Consider the following 22,978-nt stretch of genomic DNA (forward strand, 5'->3'; position numbering starts at 1 on the left):
GCTTTTAACAAGGAGATATTTATGAAAAGGATTATACCGCTTCTGCTACTAACGGTCATGTTCTCATTTGCATGCAGCCAGCCGGAGGAAAGCGAAAACAGTACAACCACGAATTCTGAAAATACGGTTGAAGTGCAACAGAAAGATTCCGCAGAAAAACAGCAAACGGATGCTCAAACCGAGAATCAAATAAAAAGGGTAAAACCGGAGAAAAAAGGCAAAGTAGTAGCGCGAGTCAACGGTGTGCCGATTTATGAGGACGAGATAAACGGTAAGAGTCTCAATTCAGCTATAACCGATGAAATCCTTTATCAGGAAGGCCTGAAACGCGGCCTCGACGAGAAATATGAAGATAGAGTCATGGAATACCAAATGTCCCTAGTTGTAAGGGATATGAAAAGCCGCATTTTAGGGGATTTACCTCCAACTAAAGAGGTATCAAACGAGGAAATAGAAGAGTATTATGAAGCCAATAAAGATAAATATATGAATATAAAAATGGAGGAAATAAATTTTTCTGACAAGGAAAAGTCAGAGGAGATAAAAAAAATGGTCGGGGACGGTAAAGATTTTAAGGAAATAGAAAGTCAATACCCGGAATCCGATGTAAAATTTAATGATTTAGGCTATAACAAAAAGCTAATGAGATATTTCGATACCAAAGAAGTCGGAGCCGTTACCGAGGTAATTGAAAAAGGCGACGGAACCTATAGCGTGTTGAAAATTGTGGAAATTAAGGAAATACCCACACATCAAGTCAGAAACTCTATCAAGCATAGTCTTGAAGCCCGCGCGAAGGCACAGGCATACAATGACTTTGCAGAGAAGATTAAGGAAGAGAGCAGCGTGAACATCGAAATTATCAATGAATCCAATTAAAAATTAGATATGGAAAATTCAAGAAGAAAATTCCTCAAAACACTGGCCGCGGGCGCAATAGGCGGGGAAATAATGACAGCTCTGCCTGGTAATGTATTGGCAAAGAAGGAACCCTCCGGCGGTGGATTCGAGATTCAAAAGGGATTCAGGGTATTTAACGAGGTTACCCAAAAGAACATGCTAAAACTGGCAGAGGCTTTTGTGCCTGGATCCGAAGATATAGGGATCAAGGAAAAAGTAATGAACCTGGTGAGGAATGACAAGGGAGCAGCGGGCTTTCTGGATGCGGGCTTCTGGAATATCGATGCCCTTTCACGTGCAAAATTCGATAAGCCCTTTTACGCCCTTGAAAATAAAGAAGATATAGACCGCATAATTAAACACGTTAGTGTGAGGAACAGAACTTTTTTCCTTCAATTCAAAGGTATCGTTATGAAATTTTACTATTCCGACCCGAGTGTCTGGAAGAAACTGTCTTACCAGGGTCCGCCTCAGCCCAGGGGTTTTATGGATTATACGGAAGCTCCTAAAAAGCAGGGAGGTTAATATCCAGTAATAGAGCCGATGACAGGTTCTTATCGGTTCTAATAAATTTCCCGCACCGATAGCAGGTTCAGCGTATTCTCAACCACACCCTCAATATTTATAGACTTTTCAAGTTCTACAATTCTGCAGGCATTCGCTTTTGTTCTCGGGTTCGAGCTGATTATCGAACAGCAATCCTTGTATGACTCTATCGACATATCATACGTGCCGATATATTTAGCGAGATCGACAATCTCCTGCTTATCGTAAGTCAGTAAAGGTTGAAAAACCGGAATCGACACCGCACTTTTTAAAAGAGTAATATTCTCTATGGTTTGCGAGGCAACCTGACCCAGGCTGTCTCCGGTCACGAGCGCACCGCATCCCGTATCTGTTGCAACTTTTTCGGCTACTCTGGCCATGAATCTTCTGAATATTATTAATTCATACCCTCTGGAATTTGAATTCGAGAGAAGGGCAGTTTCAAAGGGGTAATAAGGCGCCAAATGTATTCGAACGGGGCGCCGGTACGCCGTAAAGTACCTGAGCAATTTGCTTATCTTGGTACTTTCAATTTTTGCATTATCAGTAAATACATGGAAGTGGATAAAATCAACCTCACACCCCCGCTTCATCATCAGAAAAGATGAAACAGGCGAATCTATACCGCCTGAGAGAAGGGAGAGCACCCTGCCGCTCACGCCCACGGGGAAGCCGCGTAAGCCCTCTTTTCTGTCGAAGTAAAAATAAGCCTCGTCGGCGACCTCAATGAATATACTCAAATCCGGATTTACGAGATCGACTTTCATGCCATATTTTTCAGATATTTCACGGCCGATTCTATCGGCTATTTGCATAGATGTATAAGGAAATTCCTTGTCAGACCTCTTAACATATACGCCGAAGCTGGAATTGTTTCTCAATCGGGTTTTTATACATTTCAAGACCTCCTTTTTTATAGACTCAATGTCTTTCATTACCCTGAAGGCCTCAGCGTACCAGGCGACGCCGAATACCCTGCTGAGAGCGTCTCTCTGACCGCCTTCGAGAACAAAACGGCCCCTGAACCTCTTTACCGTCCCCCCTGCCGCTTTTTCAATATTCTGCTTAAGCTCTATTTCAAACAGACTTCTGTTTCTGCCTTTAAGAGACAATTCGCCATAATGGATTAAGGTAACCAGGTCTGCATTCATATTTTTAGATTCCAAAGAAGTATAAATTACCAGAGACCCCGCCGGTTAATAATACATGTTTAAATAGCCGGAGAAAAAAGATAACTCCGTCACTCCGTTATACTCGCAAAGCAGAGTTCTCGGCTCTTCATAAAAAAAACCGGAAGAGCCTGTTATGGCTCTTCCGGTTTAACTTTTAATGTTTATTCTCTTCGTTTTAAATCAGAAAGAAATATTCGGGTGGCAGAACCACTTCCGCCACCCGTGATTGATTATTCAAATTCTTTTATTTCTTTCTTCTTCTTACAGCTCTGACACCGAATGCAAAGGCTACAGGAATTAAAGGTATAAGAACGTTAGCCATTGCTGTACCAAGCTGTATCGGGTTTCCGGCAATTGCGCAACTGCTGCTTCCGCCACCGCCAGTAGGAGTAGGCGTCGGGGTAACAGGAGGAATAGTCGGTCCGATTGTCGGAGGCGGTCCAGTCGTAGGCGTAAGAGTCGGCGCTACGAAATCTTCGCTAATTACTACACTAGCGTCCACTCCGAGCCTTGTGAAACAGACTCTAGCGTCTCCGCAGCTTGTGAACTCTTCAAATTCGTCCCAAATACCGACCTGGGCGTCTATGAATGCAGCCAGAGGCCTGTACCTCGGGAAGTACTCATCCGCGAAGTTGATGTGAACAACGTCAGCACCTGCTGCGCCGTTCTGCACGTTGAACTGGCCGGCAAACTCATCCGGCACCTGGTCGTTCAGGAATGAGTTGAACCCGTTCAGGATATTCAGACCATCACCTTCAAAGGCGCAAAATCCGCCAGCCTCTTCGAGAAGGGTGAAGTTGTCAACAACCGCGCCGTTCGTGGGACGGTTGACTATGTCAGAGTTCTCGAAACAGCTTCCAAACGCACCACTTTCTACCTCCTGACCGGTTATAACCTGCAGGACATAAGTCTGTCCTCCGGCAACAGACAGACTATCCGAATCAATAGGAGTTTTACCTCCCTGGAATTCTACAGGCGAGCCTGCGAGGGAGTACTGCTGACCATCGTCACCGAGCGCAGCACAGCCGAATGTGCCATCGACCAATCCTGCTCCGGTGCCGTTATAACAATTACAATCCGCGAAAAACCAATTGAGCGGATCGGGGTCTGTTATGTTTATAGCGCAAACCACCGTATAGTTGTCACATGCGACAAGCAGAGGATCATTCGGATTGAATACCTGAAAGTCGTAAGAAACAGAACTACTCAAGGTAGGCGTGAATGAAGCGCTCTGAAAAACAGATACATTGGTTTCAGTTGACTGTCCAATCAGCGATGTAGTGGCCAAATTAGTAGCTATACCCCCGCCATATGTACCGGACGGGGAATTATCATCGTCGGAATATACGAGAGCCTGGAATAAATCAGCGTCCGAATCGGCACAATCAGGATTGTCCGGGTCGTCGCAAGGAGGAACGGGGACAGGCGGGTTAAAATCACCCTCGGTGACTATATCCGTGTTACCCTGCGTTGCACCCCAATCGGCAGATCCATTCTGGAAGCTTCCATTGGCGATAATGTTATCGAAGAATATATCGTCGAAACATACGCCGACTCTGGTGTATGTATTTATACCATATAGATAGTCAGCTGAATCGAGCATATACATAGTGCCGGCCAGGAAATTATAATCTATAGCCTGGTCGGGCGAAGGACACTCGTCAACGGCAGTAATTGTTACGAACCCTTCTTTGCCCTGAAGAATGGTGTCGTCGGGGGTATCGCCCTCGTTATCTACAAGGTTGCCAAAGTCATAAACGTGTGTGTCCTCTACTGTATAAACATCACAGAAGTCTCTGATTTCAACACAATTTTCGTCCAGGATACGGACATGAACATTCACAAAAGGCACGCCGAAAATATCAGTTTCGGGCCCTTCATCATAATTGGTAACCTGAATGTATGTGTTTCTGCCGTTTTTCTGGCTCCACCACGTTATGAGCTGAGCGCCCACTTCGTTGGTAGGCCTCAGGTGAAAAACATCAGTGAAATCAACATGCTGCCAATCAAGCCCAGCCACGTTAGCGCCACCGAAACCTTCGACCGTCCCTATAAGGGCAGCCGAAAAATCAGGCGGTGCGGTTGAAACCGGGTCAATTTGGGTATCTAACCAACCGTTAGTTACCGGCACACCCGGGCAGAACTGCAAATCAGTGCCGGGCTGTCCTTTAGCCTGGTCTTGAAGACCGAAGCCGAAAAGGACAAGCATTAATACAGCAATCAATGAAAACCTTAACTTGCTTATCATTAATTTATCCTCCTTTTTTAAATTTATTTCGTGTTTGAAATTCATTGTTGTTTATCCTTAGAGCAGCTCGAAGCTAACTCCCCACCAGGAATCCATGGAGCCCGTGCCGTTTCCGTTGTTGAGCCCGAGATAGCCGACGAAGAAAACGTCGAAGAAAAACTCACCAGTGGTTGTGTCACAAACAGTAGGGTCAGTGCAAACATGGGTTATAAACGGTAGAAGTAGCCAACCCGCGTTATTCCCTTCGTTCAAGATGCTCGCGTTACAAATTCTCGGATATCCCTGGCTGTTCGGAATAGAATTATCTATACCTTTGTTCAGGCTGGTAGGGCCTCCTTCAACACAGGCAAATATCGCCGGGCTGCAGGATATAGGAAACTCATTCGCATCGAATATAAAGTTCTGAAAAGATATAGACTCGCCGAACTGGGTACCCAGATTCGGGGAAGCGAAGGTCTGAATGCTGTCTATAGATGCGTAAGTAAGACCGACAACATCCGACAGGTTGTTTCCGTTTACGTCGTTGAAGTTGAGGACATAATCCGCAAAGTCGTCAAAATCAAAAAATTCCGTGTCCGCGGCGTTAGTCCTGTATTCATAACCCGAATCGTCTATTACCCTGAACATTCCGATTATCGATCCGGATGGGCCGGAAAAAGCCGATACCGTAACGAATCCCGTAGTCCCTGAAAGACTAGGGTTACCGGGCAGATTTTCGACATCATAAATGTTGGTATCACCAGGCGTCAATAAATCAAAAAAGTCCACCTCGTTACAGTTCTCGCTGGCATTCCATACCTGAACGTGAATGTCAACAAAGTCATCCGACGTGTTCGTCACCTGTATAAATGTCGATCTGCCGATAGTGTCGTAGAAATTAACCAGTCTGTCCACACCGGTGTCGGTTTGATCAATCGGCTCAAAAAATGCCGAACTTCCGGCAAATGCCTGCATTGGCACAACCAGCATCAAAGCAAGCACCAGTGAATACTTAATCTTGGATATAATATCCTGTAGCATTGAACCTCTCCTCCTTGTTTTGATATTGTTTATTGTATTTCCTTTTTGCATAAAAGAATCCTCCTTCAAAGTTTTACTCTAAACAGCAATGAAAATCGCTCTGGATTTGTTCTTTCAGGCAACCTCCATCTCCTCAAACAAACAATTAAATACAAATACTCAAAAGATAGTCATACAAATTCACAACTGCACAGAATTACAACACAGAAAAAGGTTAATGTCAAGTCCTTTTCTCAGGCGTAAGGAGAGAAAAATGTGGACCAGTGACATCACGTTCCTTCCTCCTTTAAAATTAAAGCAATTACATCATAAATAATACACCTTGTCAAGACTTTCCGGCAACAGAAGAAATTTAAGGCCGGCGCCCGCCAGGCCGCTTGAAAAACAGGCGCACAACGCCGGTCCAAACAACGGGTCTTCATACAATATCACTCATAATAGTAACGAGGCTCGGTCCTTTCGGACTCGCATACTTCCCTTACCTCGTCTTTTACGAGCCTGCCCTCCTGCCATACGCGTTCCCGAACCTTATTGCACCTGGTTTCTTCGTCGTACCCGACCGGAGAAGCCTCGACCCTCTGAAAACCGTCATTACTCTGATAAACGACCGGCCTTCCCTCGGCCGCGGCTTCACGGGAAGCCCTCTGCGATATTTCAGTTACCGTGCCCCCGAGCACTCCTCCGAGAAGACCTCCGATTAACGCGCCGCGCCATCTATTGTCGTTATCTATAAGAAGACCGGCCACGGAACCCACCGCGGCCCCAGCGGCCGCGCCCTGTGTGGTTGCGGGGGAAGGCCCCGTACCCGCCGCGCATGACGAAAGCACGAGCGGCGCCGAGGCGAGTGAAAATAACATGGTAAAACCCATTAAAGCGGATAAATATTTTTCTTTCATTCGTAACCCCTTCCTTCTTTTCCTAAAAACCTAGCACACGGTTATCGTATTTTCTATAACTTTTTTACCCCTGGAATCCTAAGCCGGAAAAAACCTTTTGTCATATTTCACTTAAAAACAGCTATCAGCCAGGACTTTGTAGTATATATAAAATAGATTATATATATTCAGTCCCTCAGTTTAACTCGACACAAAAGAACATTTGGAGGAAAAATCTGTTAGAATTATTACATTATCATAAAAGCCCCGGAGCAATAACCCGGAAATCGTGAAATGAATTTGAAAACGCACCGCCGGAATTACCATACATACCGGGTTATTATTTGATTGCCCGCGTGTATGGTGTGATAATATTTAGAAAAACCGATCTATAGAAACTGAAGGAGAGCAAATTTTGAAAAGATTTTCCAATTCGCTAAAACAACTTTTCGTCGTATCAGCGTTACTCGTATCCATAACGTACATACTCCTTTTCTCGCCGAGCCTCGGGAATTTCGGACAAAAGGCCGAAGCCGATAATCTCAATATTACGAATGTCGTGATGCAGTATGTGAAAAGGTATTACGTCGATAAATCCGTAATCGATCCCAAACATATGCTCATAGAGGGACTCGGAAGACTGGAGCAGATAGTGGATCAGGTGCTGGTTGATTTCCCTGGCGGGGAAGACGGCGGAGAATTCGAAGTTCAGGTAGTCGACGAAAAAGCGGTATTCGATATGAGCGGAGTAAGGGATCTGGATGACGTGACCAAAACAATGGAGCAGGTATTCACATTCATAAGCCCCCATATGTCGCCCAATGATCCGGAGATAAGCGAAATAGAATATTCAGTCCTCGACAAAATGCTAAGCTCTCTCGACCAGCACTCGAGCATAATAACCCCTCAGGTATATAAGGAATTCATGATAGAGACCGAAGGGAGCTTCGGAGGGCTCGGAATAGTAATAGGCGTGAGGGACGGGGAGCTGACAGTAATTTCACCAATAGAAGGAACCCCGGCATACCGCATTGGAATAAAACCTAACGACAAGATAGTCCAGATCGAAAATGAATCGACCATAAATATGTCTCTCATAGAGGCTGTAAGTAAACTAAGGGGCCGTAAAGGCACGGAGGTATCCATCCACGTAATGAGGGACAGTTTTAACTCCCCCCGGGAATTTAAAATAGTGCGCGATACCATTGTAATAGAGAGCGTTGAGACTTTTGAGCTTGACGGCGGCATCAAATACGTGAGGATCAGGGACTTCCAAAAAAATACGCTCGACAGCATTATTCAAAATATCAAAGACGACACAGACAATGCCAGGGGCATGATTCTTGACCTGAGGGGCAACCCGGGCGGTTTGCTCGACCAGGCGGAGAGAATCTCCGATCTGTTCCTGACCAGCGGCGTTATAGTTACAACGAAAATAGGCAATTCCGCGAAAAGATACCACGCAAACGATAAGGACCATCAGTTCGGCGGAAATATCGTCGTGCTCGTCGATTCCGGAAGCGCAAGCGCTTCGGAGATCGTGGCGGGAGCGTTAAAGAACAACGAAAGAGCCATCGTAATAGGGGAAAGAACTTTCGGCAAGGGGTCCGTACAGCAAATATTCGATCTGAACGACGGATCGGCGCTTAAACTTACAATTGCTCAGTACCTCACTCCGGGCGACATATCAATACAGGATGTAGGGGTTACGCCGGATATCATTCTCCACCCGGCGATAATCAACGACGAATTGATAACATTTCACCCCAACCCCGATAACCGTCTGAACAAACCGGACAAAAAAGGGAAAAAAGAGAGCATAAACCTGGATAAGCCTACATATTCCATTACTTATCTTGATAACAGGGTAATCGACAATGAAGGGGAACCGACCCCTGAAGAGGCCCTAAGCAAAGAGGAAAGAAGACAAAAGCTGGAAGAAGACTTCTACGTCTCCCTCGCAAGAGAAATCATCCAGTCCTCAAGCGAACCTTCCAGGAATCAGTCCCTGGGAGAAATTCAGGTCGGCATTACGGAGATTTCCAAGAAAGAGGAAAACAAGATAGTGGACAAATGGCGGCTTATGGGAGTGGACTGGTCATACGAAAAAGTTAAGCCGTCCAAACCCTCCATTTCAGTTTCTGTTACCCCTGAGAAGCCGCAGGGAAAAGCCGGGGGCGAGATCGAGGCTACAGTCGAGGTTGAAAACACGGGCACAGAACCGCTTTACAGATTATTAGCTACGACCAAATCCGAAAACCCGGTTTTCGAAGGAAAGGATCTAATATTCGGCAAACTCAACCCGGGCGAAAAGAAATCTTGGAGCACGAAATTCGAGATACCCAAGTGGAGTCTTACCAGGGACGATCTCGTCACGCTTGAATTCGAGGACGCAAACAAATCATCGATACCGGATTTCAGCTTCAATCTGGATACGTCCGGGCTCGACAGACCCCTTTACGCGTTTAATTACGAGATAGTCGACGACGGCAGGTACGGCTCATCGGGCAACGGTAACAGCATTCCGGAAACGGGCGAGAAAATCGCCCTTCATGTACGGGTGAAAAATATCGGCCCGGGGGCATCGGAAAAAACGATCATAAGCCTTAAGAATAATTCCGGGGACAACGTTTTTCTTGAGAAGGGGAGAGCGGAAATTGAGAACCTTGCGCCCGGAGGAATCAAGGACGCAAGCTTTATATTTTCTGTAAACGGTCCCGACTCATTGATAGAAGTCGAACTTCAAATTATGGATGACATTTTCAAGGAAGGGCTGTTCAGCAATTTATTGATCCCTGAGAACAAACCCGGCGCCGATTTCTCAAAAGAAAAACTGCGCGTTACAGTTCCCGGGGGTAATGTATTTATCAGGGGGGGTAGTTTTAAGGAAGCCCCTATTATAGCGATGTCTGAGACGGGCGCAGCATTCAGCAGCATTGGACAGAACGGGAAATGGATAAAGATTAACCTCGATGAGAACAGAGCCGGCTGGATAAGAAGCGACAAGGTCCGGATTTCAAAGCCGCTTAGCTCGCAAGGGGAATCAGACAGCGCCCTCTACCAGGAAATTTTCGAGGCCCCGCCAATAATCAGCGTCACAGGTCCGCCCATCTCCACAAATTCTCATATCATCACACTAACCGGTGACGTAAACGACAAGGACGGTATAGAGCTTGTCTCAGTATTCCTGGGAGAAGACAAGGTCGCGCTCCTGCCTTCGACAAAAACCGAAGTGCCTGTGTCTCTTGAGCTTAAACTTGAGAACGAGATAAATCTTATAACGATAATTGCCAAAGATTCCAAGGGACTTCTGTCAAAGCAAAGCTTCGTAGTTAGAAAAGAAGGTTAAAAGGATAGCCGGGCTTGATTGGCAAATTTATTCTAAGCCGCGCCCTGACCGGAATCTTCGTTGTGCTGGCGGTAGCGACTATAACGTTTTTTCTCCTGAGAACACTGCCGGGAGGCCCTTTCGACACCGAAAAAAAGCTTCCGCCACTGATCAAAAAAAACATTGAGGCCAAGTACAGTCTCAATAAGCCCCTCGTAGAACAGTACCTTACTTATCTGGCAAACGTGACACGCGGCGACTTCGGCCCATCCTACAAATACATAGACAGGTCTGTAAACGATATAATCAGGGAAACCCTCCCTGTATCCGTTCAGCTTGGACTGATAAGCCTGTTTTTTGCTATAGCGCTCGGAACCATGATAGGGGTATTATCCGCAACAAGACCCGGGGGGATTTTTGATTTCTTTTCCGTCTCAATCGCAACGGCTCTGGTATCGGTTCCGAATTTTGTCGTAGGAGCTTTATTAATCTACCTGTTTTCGGTCAAGCTCAGGTGGCTTCCCGCCGCGCTCTGGGGAGGGCCGTCGCACATTCTTCTGCCCGCGCTCACCCTCGCCGCAGGCCCTGCGGCCTACCTCGCACGCCTTATAAGAGCGAGCATGCTCGATACCTCACAAGCCCTCTTCATAAGAACGGCCCGGGCAAAGGGACTCAGCAGTTTTCAAGTAACAACAAAACACATACTTAGAAACGCGTTGATACCCGTAGTTACGGTACTGGGTCCGATAACCGCGTTTCTCGTTACCGGATCTTTCGTCGTGGAATATATATTCGCCATACCGGGAATCGGGAGATTTTTTGTCCTCGCAGTATCTAACCGCGACTACCCGCTGGTGATGGGAATTACTATCGTATATACCATAATGCTGGTACTGGCCAATCTTGTTGTTGACATATTCTACGTAATACTCGACCCGCGCATAGAATTCGACAAGGGCGGAATCTAGTTGACAAGAAACATTAAGCTCGTCATAGAGTACGAAGGAACAAACTATCTCGGATGGCAGAGACAGCCGCACGGTTTAACTATACAGGAAGTAATAGAAACTTCCCTTGAGCGCATTACCGAGGAGAACATAAAGGTTATAGGCTCGGGGAGGACGGATTCGGGTGTCCACGCCCTGGGTCAGGTCGCAAATTTCAAAACCCGGAGCAGGTTGAGCACGGAGGACTTTCAAAAAGGGCTGAATTCGATGCTCCCCAAAGATATAGCCATAATTCAGGCGGGAGAGGCGGATGCCGAATTCCACGCACAATTTTCGGCCAAGAGCAAGGTTTACGTATATAGAATCCTGAACCGCGATTTTCCCTCTGCTCTCCTGAGAAAAAGAGCCTGGTTTATCCCGTATCCGCTCGATACAAAACTGATGAATGAAGCCGTATTAATGCTTAAAGGAGAGCATGACTTCAGGGCGTTTGCTCTAACCGGAGCGGAAGTCAAATCAACAGTGAGAACGGTTCAGGATGCCGCGATAGAAATGCAAAACGGTTTACTGGAATTCCGGATCGAGGCCAATGGCTTCCTTAAAAGAATGGTAAGGCTTATAGTGGGGACTCTGGTGCAGGTAGGAAAGCAAAAGATAACACCCGTACAGTTTCGGGATATCCTGGCGGCGGGGGAGAAAATGAGATACGTATACTCAGCCCCTCCGTGTGGACTCTACTTAAAAGAGGTGAAGTATTGAATATTGTATAATCTTCGACTTGAATTAATGCGTCAATATTATAATCAGGAGACAAACGTATGAAGATTCTTAAATTCGAAGCGGATAATAAACAGGTTTACTACGGTGTCCTGGAGGAAACGGTTATCAAAGAGATCGAGGGCGATATCTTCGCGGAATACAGGGTAACGGACAAAACACACAGCCCGGAGGATATAAAATGGCTACCGCCTACCAGCCCGACAAAGATCGTGGCCGTAGGGCTGAATTACAGGGATCACGCCGAGGAGATGGATAAGGCTTTACCTGAAGAGCCCAGAATCTTCCTCAAACCCGGAACCTCGGCAATCGGACACGGAGATAACATAAACTATCCCGGACATATGTCCTCACACGTGGACTACGAAGGGGAGCTCGCGGTAGTTATAAAGAAAAAAGCGAGCGGAATCAAGGAGTCCGAAGCGCTCGATTATGTGCTCGGTTACACATGCCTGAACGATATTACTGCAAGAGACCTGCAGGCAAGAGACATCCAATTCACAAGAGCAAAGGGTTTCAACACATTCGCTCCGTTCGGGCCTGTTATCGAGACAGAAATCGATCCGGGCGATCTGGAAATCTCGACCTATTTAAACGGCGAAAGAAAGCAGCACTCGAGAACTTCCAACCTGCTTTTCAATATTCCTACACTGATTAATTTCATCTCGAGCGTCATGACACTCCTGCCGGGGGACTTGATATCAACAGGCACACCTTCCGGAGTGGGACCGATAAAAAGCGGTGACAAGGTAGAGGTCGAAATCGAGGGGATAGGAACACTCACCAACTTCGTGAAATGAAATTCGGGAGCTTGAATGATCCGAATTCGTAATTGCGGCATTAATTGCCACTCAGAATCGCTCTGGCTTCCTTTACGTCGTTGGCGTCTTTTGAGTTTAGAGCTTCCAGCGCTTGCTCGCGCGCTTTATCCTTCTCGCCAAGCGCCAGATAAACCTTTGCCAAATAAATTCGAGCCTTTGAAAATCCGGGTCTTATTCTCAATGCCTTCTGTAGCGATTTCTCCGCGAGCCTGTATTTATCAGCCGAATTCTCCCGCCCGGCCTGGTAAAAGTAAATCCCCCCTAGGAGATAGTGCGCGTTAGGATTTCCGGGATTTAACTGAGTGGATTGCTCAAAATACCTCCTGGAATTCGATAAATCATTCTTTGCCAAAAAGATATAGCCCATGTAATAGTTAAAATCACCCTCGTATTCGGGGTTATAATTAAGGGCAGCCTTGAACGACTTTTCCGCCTTGTTATAATCACCTTTATCAATATAAGAAACCCCGAGTCCGTGGGCCGCAAGCGACTTACCCCGATTGTCGCCGCTAAATTCAGGGCTGAGCGCCTTTTGAAATTGCCGAATAGCCTCGTCTGTTCTACCGGCATTCCTCAGCTGATCTCCGTAATTTAACAGTGGTGCCATCTGACCGGGGGATTTACGGGCCGCGTGTTCCCAGAAAATAAAGTTGTCTTTCCATACTTCCTGACCCCTGACGGTCACGAAAACAAATGACGCGAATAAAACTCCCCCCGCCGCCCAGCCGACCCATTTGAGCCTGCTCCTGATCCCCGCCTGAATCAGCAAGTAACCTAGCAAGAGGCAGTAACCGGCCGAGGGAACATACGTAAACCTCTCCGCATATCGCGTAATGGCCAGGGGATAAAGAGCGATCATTACGGCCGGACCGAGCGTGGCGAAAACCCACAGTATCGAGAAAGCCGTAATATTCTCTTTTTTTCTGAATGAAACAACAAACGCGAGAGAGGCCGCCCCTATCAATAATAAAGAAAGAATCAAATGAATGGCCCCGCCCCCGGTAATGGTGCCTATGAAGTGGTTCAGGTCATAGGGGTAAAGAAATTTCTTCACATAAAACAGATACGTATTAAGGAATATGTTGACAGACTCCCATAGTCCGGCTGGTCCGTGGATGATTTGAAAATCGCCCTTCCCCAGGAGATCGGCAAAGCTCACGAATCCCCTGGATCTCATATATATATAAAAAGCCAAGATAGATCCGAGAATGAGGTATTTAAATATATTCACGCGCTTGAATAATTTTCTGCTTATTAGATCGAAACCCACAACAAGAATCGGAAAAGAAAAAGCCACCTCCTTGGACAAGAAAGAGAGGTAAAGGAAAAAGCCCGCAAGGACTATAAATAAAATATTTCTGTAGGAATATATGTAAAATATAAGGCAGAGCAAAAAAAACAACGCCGCGAGTATATCCCCCCTGGCGGCAATAAAAGAAACCGATTCAACGTGAAGGGGATAGACCGCGAACAACATACACGAGAGAAACGCCTCCTTGTCCCCCCGGCCCCTCCCTAATTCTCTGAACAGTAGAAGAATTAAAAAATAAAGGAGAACCGTCGTTACGGAATGTAAAACAACATTGGTTAAATGAAATCCGCGGGGCGATCCGTTCCATATTTTGTTGTCTATATCCAGAGAGGCTCCATAAACGGGTCTGAAGTATTTGCCTCTCTTCCCTTTTTTCTCTTTAGGAATGAATTTGTTGAATTTCGTCCAGGAGGAATAATGGTTATTGGCTGCTTTCTCAACATAAGAGTTATCATCCCAAACCAGCCCGTTATGTATAGACGGGATGAATACGGCAAAAGAAATAATAAACAATAAAAGTGCCGCAAAAGCCCTGTGCGTGAAAATAGTTTTAATCCTTCCGTACTCTCCGAGCGTCCCGGAAGGGGGATGCTCAGGGCCAGTATCCGATATATCTTTTTTAGCTTTCTTCCCTTTTTTCCCGCTCATATAAAAAACTCGCTTCAGTTTTCGGTCTCCAGTATCTTCCTGGCCTTACGTGCGGTTGAATCCGTGAGCCCGCTTTTTAAAGCAAGCTCGGCATAACTTTTTGCTTTTTCCGTATCGTCGAGCTCGACGAAGACCATCGCCAGCAATAAATACGCTTTCCCATAACCGGGACGCAGTTCGAGCGCCCTTTTCAGGTAATCCTCCGAAACCCCGTAGTATGAATTCTCATTCTCCGAGTACCCCTTCATGTAGTTAACAAGTCCGAGGTGATAGTTCGTTTTATAGTAATCGGGATCATAGGCATAAGCTCTCAAAAACCAATTCTCGGCACTTCGAAGATCTTCTTTATTAATATATACAACTCCAATGTTATTTGCCGTAACCGACATTGCCTCATTACTTGCATCGACACCGCTGCCAAAATTTTTAAGAAGCTCTTTCAGCGCTTCGTCCTCTCTGCCCGCATCAAGAAGTGCCATTCCGTAATTTATATGAGGTATAGGGCTTGTCGCGGATTTCCTCGATGTATCCTCCCAGAGGGAGAGCCTGTCATTCCACACACCCTGCCTTTGAACAGTAAAGAATAGATACACCGCCAGGAGTAAGGACGCAAAAACCCATGAAGCCCTGTTTGTCAGGATTCCGCTCCCCGGTCGAAAAATATAATAGCCTAATAAAATACACAGGCCCGCAGACGGAATATAAAGATACCTTTCGGCTGCGGGCGTTGAGGCTAAATCGAATAAAGACACGAGTACCGAGGGAATTAACGTAATAAGAATCCACAGGATGGAAAAAGCCGTAATCCCTCTATATTTCACCGCTGAAATGAATGCTGTAATGAGCAGCATCGCGAGAACGGCAAGCGACGAAATTATATAGTAAAAACCGTGCGGCACTGATTCAATAAACGCGTTGAACTCAAACGGGAAGATGAGCTTCTTGAAGTAAAGGAAATACGAGCCCAGTATTACCTTAATTACGCCTGTAATTTCCGGTAATGCTCCTGCGCCCGGCGACACGTAGGACTCAGGCGCTATTCTCCCGCCGGAAAGCTCGGGAATATTCACAAAACCCCTCCCCCTTAAATAGATGTAAAGTAGCAAAAGGCCAGTATAGACCCCATATCTCGGTATACTGCTGAACCTCGCGAGCCTTCCGGTGAGAAAATCCAATATAAGAACAGTAAGGGGGAAAATAACGGCTACCTCTTTAGAGAGCAGCGAAAGCGAAAATCCGACCGCCGCAACAAAAAGGAGATACATATGTTTGAAAGAGAGAATATGAGCTATAAAAGCGAGAAAGAAAAAGAGCCCGCATATCACATCGGTTCTGCCGGAAACCCATGAGACGGACTCCACGTGCATAGGGTAAAAGGCAAAAAGCAATGCCGAGACGAAAGCCGCAGAATGGTATCTTCCGATTTGAAATTCCTTTAACAGGAGCAAAACCAGCAAATAAAAAAGAACGGTCGAAAACGCGTTAAATATTATATTGCTTAAATGAAATCCCAGAGGGGATACCCCCCAGACCCCCTTATCCAGAACCATGGATGCGTAAATTAACGGACGATAATAGAGAGCTTTCTTTTCCTCTCTCTCACCGGGAATTATTATCGAGCTTATGCTTGAGGCCTGAAAAGCGAAGTAACTGTTTTCGATCGTCTCGACGTCGTCCCAGACGAAATCACTGCCGGCCGAGGGGATATATATACCGAGCGAGACGAGGAACAAAAAAAGTGAAACGAGCCATTTCTTCTGGAGTAATCTCATACTATCCGTATGTCGGATAACGCCTCCCCGTTCAGGGGGGAATTTTTTTCTATCAACGAATTAAGACTATTCTACGCTCAAGCCGCCTTATTTCAAACTTCGGATCACCTGAGAAAGGGACTTCCCCTATATATCTACGGTGGGTAAAATACGATGCGTTTAAATTCAGGAAAAAGGAGAGATAGATTGCCTAAGGTACTTGTGCTTCCGGGCGACGGAATCGGAGTTGAAGTTACTAACGTGAGTCTGGACATACTTAAAATCATCGGAGAAAAATACAACACCGATTTCGAGACGAAAACCGCTCTCTTCGGCGGGAGCTCGATCGACGAGAGAGGGGTGCCGGTAACAAAAGAGGTGCTTGAGAAAGCGAAAACCTCGGACGCAGTGTTAATGGGAGCTGTCGGCGGACCGAAATGGGAGAATCTCGAGCACGAGAAAAAACCCGAAAGCGGTCTCCTGGCGCTCAGAAAGGAACTGGACGCATTCGCCAACCTCAGACCCGCGGTCGTCTATTCCGCTCTTGCCGACGCCTCGACATTAAAGAGAGAAGTGGTCGAAGGGACGGACATAATGGTAGTGCGGGAACTCACGGGCGGAATATATTTCGGCACGCCGCGCGGGATAGAAAATATATCCGAGACTGAACAAAAAGGCTTCAACACACTCGTTTACACCACAGGGGAGATCGAAAGAATAGCAAGGGTCGCTTTCGATATAGCGAGGAAGAGGAAAAAGAAAGTGACTTCGATCGATAAAGCGAACGTTCTCGAGGTTATGCAGCTCTGGAGGACTGTCGTAAGCAGGATTCAAAAGACGGAATACCCGGATGTGGAGCTTGAGCACCTCTATGTGGATAACGCGGCCATGCAGCTTATCAGGAGGCCCGGGAGCTTTGATGTAATGCTCGCGGGGAACATGTTCGGAGACATCATAAGCGACGAGGCGGCTCAGTTGACGGGCTCACTCGGGATGCTCCCTTCCGCCAGCATCGGGAAAGGGGCGATTTATGAACCGGTGCACGGCAGCGCTCCCGACATTGCCGGGCGGGATATTGCGAACCCCATCGCCTCTGTCCTCACGACAGCGATGATGCTTAAATATTCATTCGATATGGACCGGGCTTCGAGCGATATAGAGAGTGCGGTACAAAGAGTGCTTGAAAAGAGCTACAGAACCGCCGATATATACCAGGAGGGAACTGTACAGGTAGGATGTATCGAGATGGGCAAGCTCATAGCAGAGGAGCTTAGCGGACAGTAGCAAGTCGGTATACTAATCCGGGTGAATACCAAACCGCAGTTCAATTCCACAAGCGTCGGTAAATCGCTCTGGGTCAATGATAAATTTAAAGAGCTGTGCAAAAAGATAGATGGCGGCGAAAAAGACCTGTATATCTCCGGACTCCGCGGCTCTTCAAAATTCTTTCTTGTGCACGCTCTTTGGCTCAAGATTCAAAGACCTGTATTATTCGTATCGCCGACAGCAAAAAAGGCCCGGGCCGCTTCCCGCGATTTCTCCTTTTTTTTGAACAAAACTCCGCCTGTGCTTTTAAAAAGGGAGTTCGGGAGCGCGGAATCCCTGTTTTCGTCGAACACACGGAGCTCTTCAGCCCGGATTCACTGGCTCAATTCGGCACTACAAGGCGGGCTTGTTATAGCCGAGGAATCCGCTCTTTACGAAAAAACCGTCCCAAAGAAAATATTTGAGCATTCCGTTATCAGTATCGAAAAGGGAAATATTCTGTACAGAGAGGAATTAATCGAGGGGTTAATTCAATCCGGCTATACCCGTACCGACTTTGTACAGAAGGAAGGCGAGCTTGGTGAAAGAGGCTCGATAGTCGATATATTTTCCCCGGGGCAAGACAGTCCCGTGAGAATCGAATTCATAGGGGACGAAATCGGCTCGATAAGACTGTTCAATCCGGAAGATCAGAAATCAAGAGATAAGATCGAAACTGTGACTATCCTTCCCGGAAGCGAGGTTATATTAAACGCGGACTCTATCAAAAGGGCCGTAAGATATCTGAAGCATAAAGCCGGAGAAGAGGGGATTACGGCACGGAACAAGCTCGCTCTCACCGAGGAAATAGGGAAGGGAAACAGGCTGGCAAATATAGAGTGGCTGCTCCCGGCATTCTATAAGCCTCCAGGCTCAATATTCGAATACCTGCCGGAGAGCACGATTATCGTAACCGAAGATGAGGACGAATCTCCAAGAGCGGCCGAAGAGTACATGAAAGCGCGAAACAAAACCGAGCCCCTTATAAAAAGACACCTGAAGGTAGCGCCCGGTGCCGGAGAGCTATTTTTTAATTTATCGGAAATCGACAAAGAAAGAGCCGGTTATCAACAAATCTTTCTGAGGGAACTTAACATTGAAGAGACGGGGTTCAAATCCATAGAGTTTAACGGTGAGCGCGTTTTCATAGAAGCTGCACGAGGTACGGATTCGCCGCTCGACGCGCTTTCCGAAGAAATAGAGGGCTGCAGGCAAAAGGGTTACTCGCTCCACCTCTCATTTCAAACCGCAACCGAAAGGGAAAAACTGGTTAACATCCTTAAGGGGCGCGGAATTACAGAAGTAAACGCGCATGTAAGCGAGCTTTCACACGGGTTCAGGCTCCCTGAGGCGAAAATTGAAGTCCTTACGGAATGGGATATCCTCGGGGAGAAGAAAGAAAGGGGAACCCGAAAAAAGGGCGCCGACGTTCCTTCCGCATTTATAACTTCCTTCAGCGAGCTTAAACCCGGGGATTATATAGTGCATGTGGATTTCGGGGTCGGTATTTTCAGAAGCCTGAAGAGGCTTAAGATAGGGGACTCGGAGGGGGACTTCATCCAGTGCGAATATGCGGGCGGAGACAAGATATACGTCCCGATAGACAGACTCAAACTTGTTCAGAGATACATAGGGGACGGCAAAAAGCCCAAGGTGGACCGACTAGGAACCCAGAGCTGGAATACAAGGGTAAGGAAAGTAAGAAAAGCGGTAGAAAATGTAGCAAGGGAGCTTCTCGAACTCTACGCGAGGAGAAAAGCCATGAAAGGGTACGCCTTTACGCCCGGTGACGAGCAATTCCGGGAGTTTGAGCTTGCATTCACCTATGAAGAAACACCCGACCAGGAAGCCGCTATTGAGGAAGTAATAAGGGATATGGAGGCCTCCACGCCGATGGACAGACTTATCTGCGGGGACGTAGGATTCGGAAAAACCGAAGTCGCGCTGAGGGCCGCCTTTAAAGCTGTCTCCGACGGAAAGCAGGTCGCTTTTCTCGTCCCCACCACGCTGCTTGCCCAGCAGCACTATAAAACCTCTCTAGCCCGGCTTAAGGATTATCCGCTTGTGATAGAATCACTGTCCAGATTTAAAACCGGCAAACAGGCAGCGGGGATATTTTCGAAACTCGAAAACGGCAAGATCGATATTATTATCGGAACCCACAAGCTTCTCGGTGAAAAAATCAAATTTAAGGACCTCGGACTCGTTATAATCGACGAGGAGCACAGATTCGGGGTATCCCAGAAGGAAAAACTCAGGAAGATTAGAGAAGGGGTGGACACTGTTTCAATGAGCGCCACCCCGATACCGAGAACTCTCCAGCTCTCGCTCGCAAAAATTCGCGATATAAGCCTTATAAACACCCCGCCCGAAGGGAGGCAGGCAATCGAGACCTACGTATATCAGTCAACCCCGGACATCATCAAGGAGGCCGTTACAAGGGAGATCGACCGCAAGGGATCGGTATATTTCATACACAACCGCATCGAAGATATTCACCGGGTCGCCGAGAGGCTCCAGAAACTATTTCCGGGCGCCAGAATAGAAGTCACGCACGGAAGGATGAGGGAGAAAGCGCTTGAAAAAACGATCACAAAATTCATCGAAGGCGATCTTGACATTCTGGTCACGACCGCGATAGTAGAGTCGGGACTCGATATACCGAGGGCAAATACCATTATCATCGACGACGCCCACACTTTCGGGCTTGCCGATCTTTACCAGCTGAGAGGAAGGGTCGGGAGGTCGGAAAAAAAGGCCTACGCGTATTTATTAATCCCGTCACGATCATCACTGTCGCCGGAAGCGAGAAGGAGGCTGCGGGCAATTTCAGATCTAAAGGAACTGGGTTCGGGCTATAAGCTCGCCCTTTCCGACCTGGAAATAAGAGGGGCCGGGCACCTGTTCGGAACCGAGCAGTCAGGCCACATCGCGGATGTCGGAATCGAGCTCTATCTGGATATGCTGGAAGGGGCGGTAAGGAGGCTCGAAGGCAAGAAGGTCAAGGAGGAAATCGAGACCGACATCTCGGTGAGCTCTCCCGCTTTCATACCGGATGACTACATATCGAACGACACGGAGAGGCTTCTTTTCTACAAAAGATTATCCGCTGTTAACGACGAGGACAGCCTTCGTGAAATTACCTCCGAGTTAAGGGACCGCTTCGGCGAAATCCCGGGACCGGCGGCCTCGCTCGTAGAACTGATTGAACTAAAAATAATGATGAAAAAACTCCTGATCAAAAAAGCTGAGATTGGAAGCAAGAAAGCCGTTATAACATTTTCCGAAAACTCCCCCTTGTACGCAAAATATCCACGATCGGGAAGAACGGAAATATACTTCGAGGCACAAGAACCGCTGGCTGAAATAAAAAGGATTATTCACAAACTCGGTAGAACCCAAAAAGAAAAAAGGCCGGAAAGATAGCGTAAGGAGGCAAATGGTAAAGATGAAATTAATTATCTTTTTATCGGCACTGGCAGTACTTGCCGGATGCGGCGATTTCAATAATTTTTACAGGGAGAAAAAGACGAATTCTGAGTCGAGACCCGGAGGCCCCGGAGTTGTGGCAGTCATAGGCTCTGAAGGGATAACGCTAGATGAATTAATGGAGGCGGTTAACAAACTCCCGCTCAAGAAGAGAAAAATGTATTTATCTTCCGGAGAGAAGCTGAATGAATTCCTGGACTCCTATATAAACCAAAAGATTATCTACGAGGAAGCGCTCAAAAGGGGAATCGACCGCAGGGAAGATATAATCGAGAGGACAGAGAGCTTCAAAAAACAGCTCGTGGGACAGGCGTTTGCTCAGGATATATTGAATGACATCAACATCGGTGAAAGGGATATTCAGAAATATTATGACACCAACAAGGAAGACTTCGAGCGCGTAGGTATAAGCGTAATATTTATTAAGCCCAAGCCGAAAGAAGGTCTCACGAAACAGGACGCATTCGCACGGGCCGAGATGGTTTCAGAAAGGGCTCAGGCCGGAGAAGACTTTGAAAAGCTCACCCGTGAATACTCCGATGATATGGAGTCGATTAAAATGGCGGGCAAGGTAGGCTACGTTGAGAAAGGCCGGTACCCTGTCCACATCGAAGAGAAAATTTTCTCTATGGCACAGGGAGAAATATCAAAACCGCTGGAAGTTGAAGACGGATTCTATATAATTAAAATAGACGAAACGGCGGGCACTGTCCCGGACGGACAGATAAAAAGAAAAATACGGTCCGAATTAGTCAATAAAAAAGTGATAGAATACGTCAACGGTTTGAGGAAGGATTGGGGCGTTTTGACCTATAAAGAGAGATTAGAGGAGAAAGTTAAAAGTGACTAACAAAAAAACAGGATTTTTGACAGCATTAGTTCTCTTACTTATTTTGCCTGTCTTTAAGACGGCAGAGTCACGAGAGACAGTGGACAGGGTCGTAGCAATCGTCAATGATGACATCATCACACTGTCAGAAGTCAGAGAGATGGCTCTCAGCATCAACCTGACATCAACCGAGGAGATAAACGAACGATCGGTGCTCCAGCAAATGATCGAACAGAAGATCTTTGAACAGCAAGCAGAAAAACTCGGCATCAAAGTTACGGAAGCCGAACTCGATGCGAGCATAGAGCAGGTAAAGAGGAAGTACAATCTGAATGATGAGCAGATGGAGGAGGTTTTAAAGAAACAAAACCTGACCCCCGAAAGCTTCAGGGAGCAGTGGAGGCTTCAGACACTCGGGAACAAACTTCTCGATTCACAGTTAAAAAACCGAATTGTAATCACGGATGCCGAGATACAAAGATACTACGAACAGAACTACGGCGGTGCCGGATCGACATCGATTACGGCAAGTCCGGCAGAGTCCGGCGAAGAGGTAAAAATAGCGCACATACTGATATCGACAAACAGCCCCGACGCCGCACAAAAAGCCCGGGAGGTAGCCGAGATGGCTAAATCCGGCCAGGATTTCGGTGAATTGGCGAAAGAATATTCGGACGACGCACTGTCGGCCGAGAAGGGCGGAGATATAGGTTACTTCAAAAAAGGCGATTTAATTCAGGCCCTGGAGGTAGCGGTTGAAAACACACCTGAGGGAAAAGTTTCCGGCCCGGTCGAATCTCCCGCCGGTTATCACATAGTCAAGGTTCTCGAAAGGACGAATGCCGAGAAGTCCGATGACTCGGACCCGGAATCCTCAAATGAAATCGCAATCGACGAGCAAACCAAACAGGAAATCAGCGATATTCTCTACAGGCAAAAAGCGGAAGTTCAGCTGAGAGACTGGCTCGACGGAGTTAAGAAAGAAGCCTATATTGAAGTAAAACTTTGAT

16 protein-coding genes are annotated in these 22,978 nt (G+C 46.8%); 10 read left to right on the top strand and 6 right to left on the bottom strand.

Going from position 1 to position 22,978, the window contains the following annotated elements; genetic code table 11:
- Window positions 1-21: 21 nt before the first annotated feature.
- Window positions 22-879 carry a hypothetical protein gene (locus tag RIG61_03700; GenBank protein ID MEQ9618262.1) on the top strand — a complete coding sequence of 286 codons (858 nt, stop codon included), beginning with the start codon at window positions 22-24 and terminating at the stop codon, window positions 877-879.
- 9 nt (window positions 880-888) lie between these two features.
- Window positions 889-1,425: a twin-arginine translocation signal domain-containing protein gene (locus RIG61_03705; GenBank protein MEQ9618263.1), complete on the top strand. Its 537-nt coding sequence runs from the start codon at window positions 889-891 to the stop codon at window positions 1,423-1,425.
- Window positions 1,426-1,463: 38 nt separating this feature from the next.
- On the opposite strand, the gene thiI is transcribed toward RIG61_03705, so the two are convergent.
- The 4 genes from thiI to RIG61_03725 all read right to left on the bottom strand — a co-directional run bounded on the left by thiI (window position 1,464) and on the right by RIG61_03725 (window position 6,782).
- Entirely contained in the window at window positions 1,464-2,597 is a 1,134-nt protein-coding gene (thiI, locus tag RIG61_03710; protein MEQ9618264.1) for a tRNA uracil 4-sulfurtransferase ThiI, read from the bottom strand.
- Between the two features lie 265 nt (window positions 2,598-2,862).
- Entirely contained in the window at window positions 2,863-4,866 is a 2,004-nt protein-coding gene (locus RIG61_03715) for a hypothetical protein (protein MEQ9618265.1), read from the bottom strand.
- Window positions 4,867-4,923: 57 nt separating this feature from the next.
- On the bottom strand, window positions 4,924-5,886 hold the full coding sequence (locus RIG61_03720; GenBank protein MEQ9618266.1) for a hypothetical protein: 963 nt from the start codon (window positions 5,884-5,886) through the stop codon (window positions 4,924-4,926).
- 428 nt (window positions 5,887-6,314) lie between these two features.
- Window positions 6,315-6,782, bottom strand: a complete 468-nt coding sequence (locus RIG61_03725; GenBank protein MEQ9618267.1) for a glycine zipper 2TM domain-containing protein — start codon at window positions 6,780-6,782, stop codon at window positions 6,315-6,317.
- Window positions 6,783-7,176: 394 nt separating this feature from the next.
- On the opposite strand from RIG61_03725, the gene RIG61_03730 reads away from it, so the two are divergent.
- The 4 genes from RIG61_03730 to RIG61_03745 are packed head-to-tail and all read left to right on the top strand — an operon-like array spanning window position 7,177 to window position 12,613.
- Window positions 7,177-10,110 carry an MXAN_5808 family serine peptidase gene (locus tag RIG61_03730; GenBank protein ID MEQ9618268.1) on the top strand — a complete coding sequence of 978 codons (2,934 nt, stop codon included), beginning with the start codon at window positions 7,177-7,179 and terminating at the stop codon, window positions 10,108-10,110.
- A gap of 14 nt (window positions 10,111-10,124) precedes the next feature.
- Window positions 10,125-11,057: an ABC transporter permease gene (locus RIG61_03735; GenBank protein ID MEQ9618269.1), complete on the top strand. Its 933-nt coding sequence runs from the start codon at window positions 10,125-10,127 to the stop codon at window positions 11,055-11,057.
- A complete protein-coding gene (truA, locus tag RIG61_03740; protein MEQ9618270.1) occupies window positions 11,058-11,795 on the top strand; it encodes a tRNA pseudouridine(38-40) synthase TruA in 738 nt (245 codons plus the stop codon). It begins immediately after the preceding gene.
- A 59-nt stretch (window positions 11,796-11,854) separates the two neighbouring features.
- Window positions 11,855-12,613: a fumarylacetoacetate hydrolase family protein gene (locus RIG61_03745; GenBank protein ID MEQ9618271.1), complete on the top strand. Its 759-nt coding sequence runs from the start codon at window positions 11,855-11,857 to the stop codon at window positions 12,611-12,613.
- 40 nt (window positions 12,614-12,653) lie between these two features.
- Here RIG61_03745 and RIG61_03750 read toward each other — a convergent pair whose 3' ends face one another.
- Both RIG61_03750 and RIG61_03755 read right to left on the bottom strand, forming a co-directional pair.
- Complete coding sequence (locus RIG61_03750; GenBank protein ID MEQ9618272.1) at window positions 12,654-14,594, bottom strand: tetratricopeptide repeat protein; 1,941 nt, start codon at window positions 14,592-14,594, stop codon at window positions 12,654-12,656.
- A 14-nt stretch (window positions 14,595-14,608) separates the two neighbouring features.
- Window positions 14,609-16,366: a tetratricopeptide repeat protein gene (locus tag RIG61_03755; GenBank protein ID MEQ9618273.1), complete on the bottom strand. Its 1,758-nt coding sequence runs from the start codon at window positions 16,364-16,366 to the stop codon at window positions 14,609-14,611.
- 186 nt (window positions 16,367-16,552) lie between these two features.
- Between RIG61_03755 and leuB the strand changes: the two genes are divergently transcribed.
- Genes leuB through RIG61_03775 form a run of 4 tightly spaced genes read left to right on the top strand, consistent with a single transcriptional unit; the run spans window position 16,553 to window position 22,977 of the window.
- Window positions 16,553-17,629 carry a 3-isopropylmalate dehydrogenase gene (gene leuB / locus RIG61_03760; GenBank protein ID MEQ9618274.1) on the top strand — a complete coding sequence of 359 codons (1,077 nt, stop codon included), beginning with the start codon at window positions 16,553-16,555 and terminating at the stop codon, window positions 17,627-17,629.
- 21 nt (window positions 17,630-17,650) lie between these two features.
- Window positions 17,651-21,076 carry a transcription-repair coupling factor gene (mfd, locus tag RIG61_03765; protein ID MEQ9618275.1) on the top strand — a complete coding sequence of 1,142 codons (3,426 nt, stop codon included), beginning with the start codon at window positions 17,651-17,653 and terminating at the stop codon, window positions 21,074-21,076.
- A gap of 22 nt (window positions 21,077-21,098) precedes the next feature.
- Complete coding sequence (locus RIG61_03770) at window positions 21,099-21,989, top strand: peptidylprolyl isomerase (protein MEQ9618276.1); 891 nt, start codon at window positions 21,099-21,101, stop codon at window positions 21,987-21,989.
- The gene (locus RIG61_03775; GenBank protein MEQ9618277.1) at window positions 21,982-22,977 is read left to right on the top strand and encodes a peptidylprolyl isomerase; all 996 of its coding nucleotides are present in this window, start codon (window positions 21,982-21,984) and stop codon (window positions 22,975-22,977) included. Before RIG61_03770 ends, RIG61_03775 begins: the two co-directional genes overlap by 8 nt.
- Window position 22,978: the final 1 nt, after the last annotated feature.

The organism is Deltaproteobacteria bacterium, assembly GCA_040223695.1.
Classification (GTDB): domain Bacteria; phylum Desulfobacterota_D; class UBA1144; order Nemesobacterales; family UBA2774; genus JAVKFU01.

What these genes read in the sequence shown, in the direction of transcription:
- RIG61_03700 (MEQ9618262.1), top strand. Translation starts at nt 22, where the DNA reads ATGAAAAGGATTATACCGCTTCTGCTACTAACGGTCATGTTCTCATTT.
- RIG61_03705 (MEQ9618263.1), top strand. Translation starts at nt 889, where the DNA reads ATGGAAAATTCAAGAAGAAAATTCCTCAAAACACTGGCCGCGGGCGCA.
- thiI (MEQ9618264.1), bottom strand. Translation starts at nt 2,597, where the DNA reads ATGAATGCAGACCTGGTTACCTTAATCCATTATGGCGAATTGTCTCTT.
- RIG61_03715 (MEQ9618265.1), bottom strand. Translation starts at nt 4,866, where the DNA reads ATGATAAGCAAGTTAAGGTTTTCATTGATTGCTGTATTAATGCTTGTC.
- RIG61_03720 (MEQ9618266.1), bottom strand. Translation starts at nt 5,886, where the DNA reads ATGCTACAGGATATTATATCCAAGATTAAGTATTCACTGGTGCTTGCT.
- RIG61_03725 (MEQ9618267.1), bottom strand. Translation starts at nt 6,782, where the DNA reads ATGAAAGAAAAATATTTATCCGCTTTAATGGGTTTTACCATGTTATTT.
- RIG61_03745 (MEQ9618271.1), top strand. Translation starts at nt 11,855, where the DNA reads ATGAAGATTCTTAAATTCGAAGCGGATAATAAACAGGTTTACTACGGT.
- RIG61_03750 (MEQ9618272.1), bottom strand. Translation starts at nt 14,594, where the DNA reads ATGAGCGGGAAAAAAGGGAAGAAAGCTAAAAAAGATATATCGGATACT.
- RIG61_03755 (MEQ9618273.1), bottom strand. Translation starts at nt 16,366, where the DNA reads ATGAGATTACTCCAGAAGAAATGGCTCGTTTCACTTTTTTTGTTCCTC.
- RIG61_03770 (MEQ9618276.1), top strand. Translation starts at nt 21,099, where the DNA reads ATGAAATTAATTATCTTTTTATCGGCACTGGCAGTACTTGCCGGATGC.